Source organism: Cyanobium sp. ATX 6A2 (assembly GCF_024346355.1).
Lineage (GTDB): Bacteria > Cyanobacteriota > Cyanobacteriia > PCC-6307 > Cyanobiaceae > NIES-981.
In genome coordinates, this window is record NZ_JAGQCU010000015.1 from 63,563 (window position 1) to 70,827 (window position 7,265).

Consider the following 7,265-nt stretch of genomic DNA (forward strand, 5'->3'; position numbering starts at 1 on the left):
TGTGTGGTGACCGCGCCAACGCCTGAAACCGCATCGTGAAGGGACTGTACCGAGAGTTCATGGGTTCAACACCAGCGGTGGCGGGTTTGTTCAGGTGGGGGGTTGGCCATCACCAGTGGGGGCTGAATCGCCGGCTTCTGCTGGAGCCGCAGAGGCCCCATTACCCGAAGGTGCGGTGTAGTACGTGAGCAGCAACTTGAGTTGCGGCGCCGTGGGCTTGGGAGCATTCGCGGCAGGCTCTGGAGCACCGGCCGGGGTGGGCAGCTCCACCAGCGAGATGGCGAAATCACTCGGCACCACCAGCAAGCTGAGGCGCTCCACGGCCCGCACGAAGGCCAGCAGGTTGGGGTAGGGGCCCTGGGCCGTGAGCAGCACCGTTTCCTTGGCCAGACCCGCTGCCTCAAGGGGGGGCTTGGGGGCCGCTTCAGCCGGGGCTTCTCCTCCTGCCTCGGGCTCAGCGGTGGGTTCCGCGGCCGGGGGGGCCACCACCGGTTCGAACAGATCGAGCTGCACCCGGTGGGTGCGGGCCTCACGATCCAGCTGGGCCAGGAAGGTGTTGAACTCACCGCTGCCCTGGATCAGGGTGAGGATCTGCTGGCGGCGGCGGCCGGCCTGCTCCTGATCGGCGGAGGTTTTGGCCAACTGGTCGCGCAGCAGGGGCAGGCGCTGCTCCATGTCCTCGATCTGGTCGATGCGGGCGCGGTTGGCGCGGAGGTTCAGCCACTGAGGCACCACAGCCGCGCCGAACACCACTGCCGCCAGCACGGCACCGATGCCGACGGGAATCCCCAGCAGCAAACGCTGCTGCAGCAGTTGCTGCTCGCGGTTGGCGGCCTGCTGGAAGTTGGTCATTGCAGCACCCCCTCCTGCTCCAGCAGGGACAGACGTCGGGCCAGGCCATCAGAACCCAGTTCCTCCAGGATCGCCTTCTCGGCAGCCGGTGGAATCGAGGGACGGAAGCCCACCACCAGTTCGAAGTCGACGGTGTCGGCCGAGGTGGACGGGCCGCCGGAGCTGCCGGCCTGCAACTGGCGGGAGCCCTTCACCAGGCGCACCTGATTGGGATCCACCAGGGGGGAGCGCTTGAGATCGAGTTGCAGGGCATTGATCCGCTCGAAGGCCTGGGGATCACGGGCCTTGCCCTTGATCGTGAGGGCACTGCCCTGCTCGGTGGCCTCGGTGAGCTGAATGCCCTGGGGCACCCGCAGCTGCAAATCGCGCATCAGGGCCGAGCCGGAACGGGCGCCGATCAGGCCCTTCACCAGCTCCTGGTTGGCGCTGTTGAGCTGGGTGAGTTTGGCGCGCTCGCCCTGCAGCCGGGTTTCGAACTGCTCCACCTCCGCCTCCACCGTTTCCAGCTTCTCGAGCCTCGAGGCCTGCATGGTGGACCGCAGCGCCAGCAGCGCCCAAACCCCCAGCGTCACGCCGAGCAGCACCGCCCCGATCACCACTCCCTTGAGCAGGGTTTCCCGGGAGAGGGCCGAGGCCTCGGCCGGCTCCAGCAGGCCCAGCTCCTCGCGCTTCTCTCGGAGCAGATCAAAGGGTGTGGCGCTCATAGCACCGCCTCCAGCAACCCCAGGCCCTGCAGATGCACCGAACCGTAGTCGCCGCGATCGGCGATGGCCAGCGGCACCCCCAGCTGCTGGGCGATGGCGTCACTGCCTTCGAGGGGTTCAGCCAGGATCAGCCGTACCCCCGAAGCACCGAGACGGCTGCGGCAGAAGCCCAGGGTCTGGCGCAGCACGGGCACCAGCTGGTCGAGCGCCAGCGGCAGGATGCGCTCGTATTCGGGGATGCCGTCACGCCACACCACCAGCTGGCAGTCGCTGGTGGTGGGCTGCAGCAGCGCCACCAGCTCGCCGGGCTGGGCCTGCTCGAGCTCCGGCTGCAGGGCCGCCATCAGAGCCACCTGGGACGGGAACAGGTGACGCAGGGTGCCGCCAGCGATGGCGAACACATCGATCCAGGCCTCCACCGCCTGGCGGGAGGCCCCTGCCAGGAGCGAACAGGACCCTGCGCCCGGCAGGGGCTGGACGTCGACGTAGGCCTCATGGAGACCGAAGGACCAGCCCAGGTCGGCGCCGCGGGCCCGCATGGCCGCGACCGGGTCGCTGGGTTCAGGGCCGCGGGGCCACTCGATCACCCGCCACTGGCCGAGCACCCGGGGCAGCGCCACCACCAGGCCGGCATAGGGGCGGCTGTGCTCGAGCAGCAGATCGCCGATGAAATCCCCCAGGGCATCGCGCACGATCGGCACACCATCGCGCAGGGTGCGGGCCGGCACCGGCGCCGTCCACAGCGGCTCCACCGGCTTGCCGCCCTTGAGGGCCTGGCCGATCAGCAATTGAGGGTGGCTCAGATCGAGCAACACGATCTGAGGAAAGAGTTCAGCCCGCAGGGGTAGCCACTTTTCCTGGATCCCCGCCAGCACCACCGCACACCGTGCAAGTTGGGATGAAACTACCCGACTTTCAGCGCCACGCCATCCCGGAGCCCACCGCTTCACCGATATGGCCGAGGCCATGGCGGTCGAGCTGATCGCTCAGGCCCTCCAGGATCCGCGGCACCAGGGCCGGGCCGCGGTAAATCCAGCCGGTGTAGAGCTGCACCAGCGACGCCCCGGCGCTGATCCGCTCCCAGGCCGTCTCCGGGGAGTCGATGCCACCCACGCCGATCAGGGGCAGGGCCGGGCCCGCCGTGGCCCGCAGCCGCCGCAGCACCTCCAGGGCCCGCTGCCGCAGGGGGGCGCCGCTGAGCCCGCCGGCCTCTTCGGCCAGGGTGCGGCCCGTCTGGGGCAGGCGCCGCCCCTCCAGCCCCAGGCGGTCGAGGCTGGTGTTCACCGCGATCACCCCCGCCAGGCCCTCCTGGTAGGCCAGCCGGGCGATGGCGTCGATGGCGTCGTCCTCCAGGTCGGGGGCGATCTTCACCAGCAGCGGCGGACAGCCGGGCAGGCGCCGCAACCGCTCCACCAGCCGGCGCAGCAGCACCTCGTCCTGCAGATCCCGCAACCCGGGAGTGTTGGGGGAGCTCACATTGATCACGGCGTAGTCGGCCAGGGGAGCCAGCAGCTCCAGGGAGGCGGCGTAGTCGTCGGGGGCCTGCTCCAGCGGCGTGAGCCTCGACTTGCCCAGGTTGATGCCCAGCACTGCCGGCCGCTGGCCGGGCACGTTCAGGCGCTGGCGCTCCAGCAGCCGGCGGCAGGCCTGGGCGCCGCGGTTGTTGAAGCCCATGCGATTGAGGGCAGCCCCCTCGGCCGCCAGGCGGAACAGGCGCGGGCGGGGGTTGCCGCTCTGGGCCTGAGCGGTGATCGTGCCCAGCTCGGCGAAGCCGAAGCCGAACAGGTGCCAGATGGCGGCGGCGACACCGTTCTTGTCGAAGCCGGCCGCCAGGCCCACCGGGTTGGTGAAGCGGCAGCCGAACAGCGTCTGCTCCAGCCGGGGATCCTGGTGGCGCAGCTCGGCGCCGAGGCCGGCCAGCACCCCACTCACCAGGGGCCAGCCGCGCCGCAGGGAGGCCTGCCCCAGGGCCGCCAGGGTGAACTGGCTGAGCTGCTCGGCGTCGGCCCCCTCATCGCGACTGAGCAGGGGCCCCACCAGGCGTTCATACAGCGGCCCGGTGGTACTGCCTGCCGCACTCCCCTCTTTCACGCCTGCCCCTGATCCTGCTGGGGCAATCCTGACGTCCCACGCCGCAGGCGCCAGCGGCCGTCGGCCAGGGGCTCCACCTGCCAGTCGCGCCAGGTCCAGGGCGCCCTGCGGCGCTCCAGGCGGCTGAGGGGCTGCTGCACCAGCTGGGCCAGTTCCACCAGGCTGAGACCATGGTCGCCGCGGGCCAGGCGATCGGCGAGCTCCAGACGGCTGAGCAGGCGCCGCAGCTCCGGCGGAGCCTGCTCGCTCTCCACCGTGTCGCTGGCCACGGGATCGCTGGCCACACCATCGCTGGCGGGATCGGCGGCAGGCGGGGCGACGACGGGGCTGGACCCATCGGCCAGCCGGGGCCGCTGAGCGCGGGAGAAGGCCACGGCGATGGCGTCGCAGCGGTCGTTGTCGGGATCGCCGCTGTGGCCGCGCACGTGGCGCAGGGTCACATCGGCCAGCCGGGCACGGTCGAGCTGCTCCCAGAGGTCACGGTTGAGCACCGCACCACCGGAGGCGGTGCGCCAGCCCTTGCGCTTCCAGCCGTGGATCCAGCGCTCCAGGCCATCAATCAGATAGCGGCTGTCGGTGCGGATCACCAGATCGGGGTGGCGGGGCAGGGCGCGCAGCGCCTCCATCAGGGCCAGGGCGGCCGTGAGCTCCATGCGGTTGTTGGTGGTGGCCGCGGCGGCACCGCCCAGCTCCCGCACCGTGCCGTCCTCGAAGCGCAGCAGGGCACCCCAGCCGCCGGGCCCGGGATTGCCGCTGCAGGCCCCGTCGCAGGCCGCGGCCACCACCCTCACCGGCTCCTCCGCCACTGGACAACGCTCCGATCTCAGCTAGACAACCCTCCTGATCTGTCCACGCCCCCCAAGGCCAGGAGCACAGCGATGACCTTCAGGCACAAGCTCAGGTTGAAGCGAACCTACCTGGCGGCCGCTGGGGCGGTGGCCCTGGGCACAAGCGGTGCCGCTGTGCTGCCCCAGCAGTTCGCCAAGGCCGCCGCGCCGTTCGACAGCACTCCGGTGGATGCCGAGCGCACCATCGCCCTGGCCCAGCCCCTCAGCGGTGACCGCTGGAACCTGGTGGTGCTGGAGCAACTCGAACCCGCACCCCCCTGCTGGCGGCGCTTCGAGGACGGCTCGGTGACCACCTACGAGAAGAACCTGCCCGCCGGCAGCTGCGGCCTCTACTCCTCCAGCAGCGCCTACTCGCTGCGGATCGCCGGCAACGACCTGAGCCACCCCTGGCGGCTGCGGGTTGAGAGCCGCGGCCCCCGCCTGGAGCTGCTCGCCACCAGCCCCGAGCAGGCCACCCCGCTGCTGGTGGGCAGTGCCGAAGCGACCGGCAACGGCCTGGTGGAACTGCAGCTCGCCGAGGGCTGGAGCTTCGGCCGCCGCAGCTTCGAGGGCCGGAGCCTCAACCACCTCTACGTGACCAACGCGGAGCCCCTGCCGGTGCTGCTGGCCCGGGCCCATGCCGGCGGCGGAGAGCTGCTGGGCCTGGCCACGCCGCCGCCGCCGCCCAGCCCGATCGAGAGCGCCACCCGCCTGGTCGCCAGCCCCAGCCAGAACACCCGCAGCCAGCCCGCCAGCTCACGGCTGGCCCGGCTGGAGAGCCTGCGCCTGGGGGGCTCGCGCGGTCGCTCCTGGGAGCAGCCGAGCGCGGAGAGCGAGGCCAGCGGTGTGGTGGCGCTGCAGGTGGTGCCCTACCGGCCCTGAGCCCAGTTCCGCGAGTGTCCCCGCGGCCTTGCAGCCACCCGGCAGGCCCCTTAACTTCACGAAGTGTGAGGAGTGCGGAACGACCACTTCGGGGTCGAAACGAGGACAGACTCCCGAAACCCGTTCCAATATCCTGAGCCCCGCCTTTGGCGGGGCTTTTTTTCGTTCAGGCGCCAGCCATCAGCCAGCCCGCGGTAACCCATGGGGCCCCCACGGGCCATGAAAAAGCCGGCCCCGAGGGGCCGGCTGAGGCGGTCCGCTGCTGCGGACCGTTAACGGCAGCTGATCACTTGATGGTGACCTTGCCGCCCACCTCCTCGATGGCCTTCTTGAGGGCTTCGGCGTCGTCCTTGGAGATGCCTTCCTTCACCGCCTTGGGAGCGGCTTCCACGAGGGCCTTGGCGTCGCCCAGGCCGAGCCCGGTGGCTTCGCGCACGGCCTTGAGCACCTTGATCTTGGCGGCGGGATCGAAGCCGTCGAGGATCACGTCGAACTCGGTTTGCTCCTCAACGGCCTCAGCGGCGGCGGCGGGAGCGGCGGCCATCACCACGCCGGCGGAAGCGGCGGCGGACACACCGAAGGCCTCTTCGATCTGCTTGACGAGCTCAGAGGCTTCGAGCAGGGAGAGGGTTTTGAGCTGGTCGAGAATCTGGTCAGTGGTAGCGGTCATGGTTGGGAATCAGCAACAGATCTGTGGGAAGCAGAGAGATCGATGGAGCCCGGCAGGGCCGATCGCGGGGAGAAGCCTCAGGAGGCCGAACCCTCGCCATCGGCGTGCTGCTTGAGCGCCCGGGCGAGCCCGGAGGGAACTTCGTTGATGCCCACCGCCAGCTGGGTGGCCACGGCATTGATCGCACCGGCGATCTGGGCCATGAGCACCTCCTTGGAGGGCAGATCCCCGATGGCCTCGACGTCGTTCTGGGAGAGGAGCTTGCCTTCGAACAGGCCGCCCTTCACCTCCGACTTCTTGGTGTCCTTCTGGAAGGACTGCACGGCCTTCACCGCACCACCCACGTCGCCCTTGACGAGCACGAAGGCGTTGGTGCCGGTGAGCAGGGAATCGAGTTCCGACCAGGCGCTGTCGCCATCAATGGCACGGCGCATCAAGGTGTTTTTGGTCACCTTGCAGATGCCGTCGCTGGCCTGCAGACGGGTCCGCAGGTCAGACATCTCCTTGATGGTGAGGCCCTTGAAATCAAGAACCAGCGCCATTTCGGTCTCACCGAGGAGCCCCTTGAGCTCTTCGACGATCTGTTGCTTGTTCTCGAGCGTGCGGCCCATAGGGAAGAACGAATCGGGGGAACAAGCTGGGTACGCGGCCCTGGGACACCGCCTCTGCCGGGATCCGGCTGAGGAAGGTGGCGAGGCCGCTGCATGTTCCGGAGCCGAACCATTCGCCAACGACAAAATGCCGCTGGTGCACGGGAAGCTGAAACCTGTCGCGTTCACCTCGGCGGGACTTACGCCTGAGCGATACGACAGCCGGGGAAACGGCCAATCGATCGGTTCAGGCAACCTGCTGTCTGGGGTCGGGCGCGTGCCCGTCTGGCTTACGCCAGCTCCCAACACTAGCAGGTTGCATGCCAGCGTCAAGCCAGCCCATGCCAAAGAGCAGGCTGGCAGGCTCCAAACAAGACGAGCCTGAGATCCAGGCTGAAATGAAGCGTGGTAAGGATTTCACCAATGCCTATCGAAGAAGCCCAAGAGCTCCCCTACACCCATGGTCAGTCACCGGAACCCTGGGAACCGGTGTCCGCCATCAGCCTCCAGTTTCAGTCTTAAGGAGGCTCTGGAAAACCCGCGCCATCCGCGCGAAAATACCTCTGCAATCGCTGGTACGCACTGGGATGATGGGCAGCAAGCAGCTCGGATTCGGTGACTACGAGCAGGCCACCGCCAAGAAGCGCAC

At 69.2% G+C, this 7,265-nt stretch carries 9 protein-coding genes; 2 read left to right on the plus strand and 7 right to left on the minus strand.

What is annotated here, in order from left to right; genetic code table 11:
* Positions 1 to 90: 90 nt before the first annotated feature.
* Genes KBY96_RS12655 through KBY96_RS12675 form a run of 5 tightly spaced genes read right to left on the minus strand, consistent with a single transcriptional unit; the run spans position 91 to position 4,453 of the window.
* On the minus strand, positions 91 to 852 hold the full coding sequence (locus KBY96_RS12655; protein ID WP_254979803.1) for a hypothetical protein: 762 nt from the start codon (positions 850 to 852) through the stop codon (positions 91 to 93).
* Positions 849 to 1,556, minus strand: coding sequence for a PilN domain-containing protein (locus KBY96_RS12660; protein WP_254979804.1), 708 nt, complete (start codon positions 1,554 to 1,556; stop codon positions 849 to 851). Before KBY96_RS12660 ends, KBY96_RS12655 begins: the two co-directional genes overlap by 4 nt.
* Positions 1,553 to 2,431 carry a hypothetical protein gene (locus KBY96_RS12665; RefSeq protein WP_254979805.1) on the minus strand — a complete coding sequence of 293 codons (879 nt, stop codon included), beginning with the start codon at positions 2,429 to 2,431 and terminating at the stop codon, positions 1,553 to 1,555. Before KBY96_RS12665 ends, KBY96_RS12660 begins: the two co-directional genes overlap by 4 nt.
* A 40-nt stretch (positions 2,432 to 2,471) precedes the next feature.
* A complete protein-coding gene (locus KBY96_RS12670; RefSeq protein ID WP_254979806.1) occupies positions 2,472 to 3,647 on the minus strand; it encodes a quinone-dependent dihydroorotate dehydrogenase in 1,176 nt (391 codons plus the stop codon).
* On the minus strand, positions 3,644 to 4,453 hold the full coding sequence (locus tag KBY96_RS12675; RefSeq protein ID WP_254979807.1) for a ribonuclease H: 810 nt from the start codon (positions 4,451 to 4,453) through the stop codon (positions 3,644 to 3,646). The genes KBY96_RS12670 and KBY96_RS12675 overlap by 4 nt, the downstream gene beginning before the upstream one ends.
* Before the next feature lie 96 nt (positions 4,454 to 4,549).
* Between KBY96_RS12675 and KBY96_RS12680 the strand changes: the two genes are divergently transcribed.
* Complete coding sequence (locus KBY96_RS12680; RefSeq protein ID WP_254979808.1) at positions 4,550 to 5,356, plus strand: DUF3747 domain-containing protein; 807 nt, start codon at positions 4,550 to 4,552, stop codon at positions 5,354 to 5,356.
* A 286-nt stretch (positions 5,357 to 5,642) separates the two neighbouring features.
* Here the strand turns inward: KBY96_RS12680 and rplL are convergent, their stop codons facing one another.
* Complete coding sequence (gene rplL / locus KBY96_RS12685; RefSeq protein WP_254979809.1) at positions 5,643 to 6,026, minus strand: 50S ribosomal protein L7/L12; 384 nt, start codon at positions 6,024 to 6,026, stop codon at positions 5,643 to 5,645.
* Between the two features lie 77 nt (positions 6,027 to 6,103).
* Entirely contained in the window at positions 6,104 to 6,637 is a 534-nt protein-coding gene (gene rplJ, locus KBY96_RS12690; protein WP_254979810.1) for a 50S ribosomal protein L10, read from the minus strand.
* 320 nt (positions 6,638 to 6,957) lie between these two features.
* On the opposite strand from rplJ, the gene KBY96_RS12695 reads away from it, so the two are divergent.
* A partial coding sequence (locus KBY96_RS12695) for a hypothetical protein (protein WP_254979811.1) occupies positions 6,958 to 7,265 on the plus strand: 308 nt, incomplete at its 3' end.

Excerpts from the sequence above, each read along its gene's own strand:
- KBY96_RS12655 (WP_254979803.1), bottom strand. The coding sequence starts at position 852 with ATGACCAACTTCCAGCAGGCCGCCAACCGCGAGCAGCAACTGCTGCAG.
- KBY96_RS12660 (WP_254979804.1), bottom strand. The coding sequence starts at position 1,556 with ATGAGCGCCACACCCTTTGATCTGCTCCGAGAGAAGCGCGAGGAGCTG.
- rplL (WP_254979809.1), bottom strand. The coding sequence starts at position 6,026 with ATGACCGCTACCACTGACCAGATTCTCGACCAGCTCAAAACCCTCTCC.
- rplJ (WP_254979810.1), bottom strand. The coding sequence starts at position 6,637 with ATGGGCCGCACGCTCGAGAACAAGCAACAGATCGTCGAAGAGCTCAAG.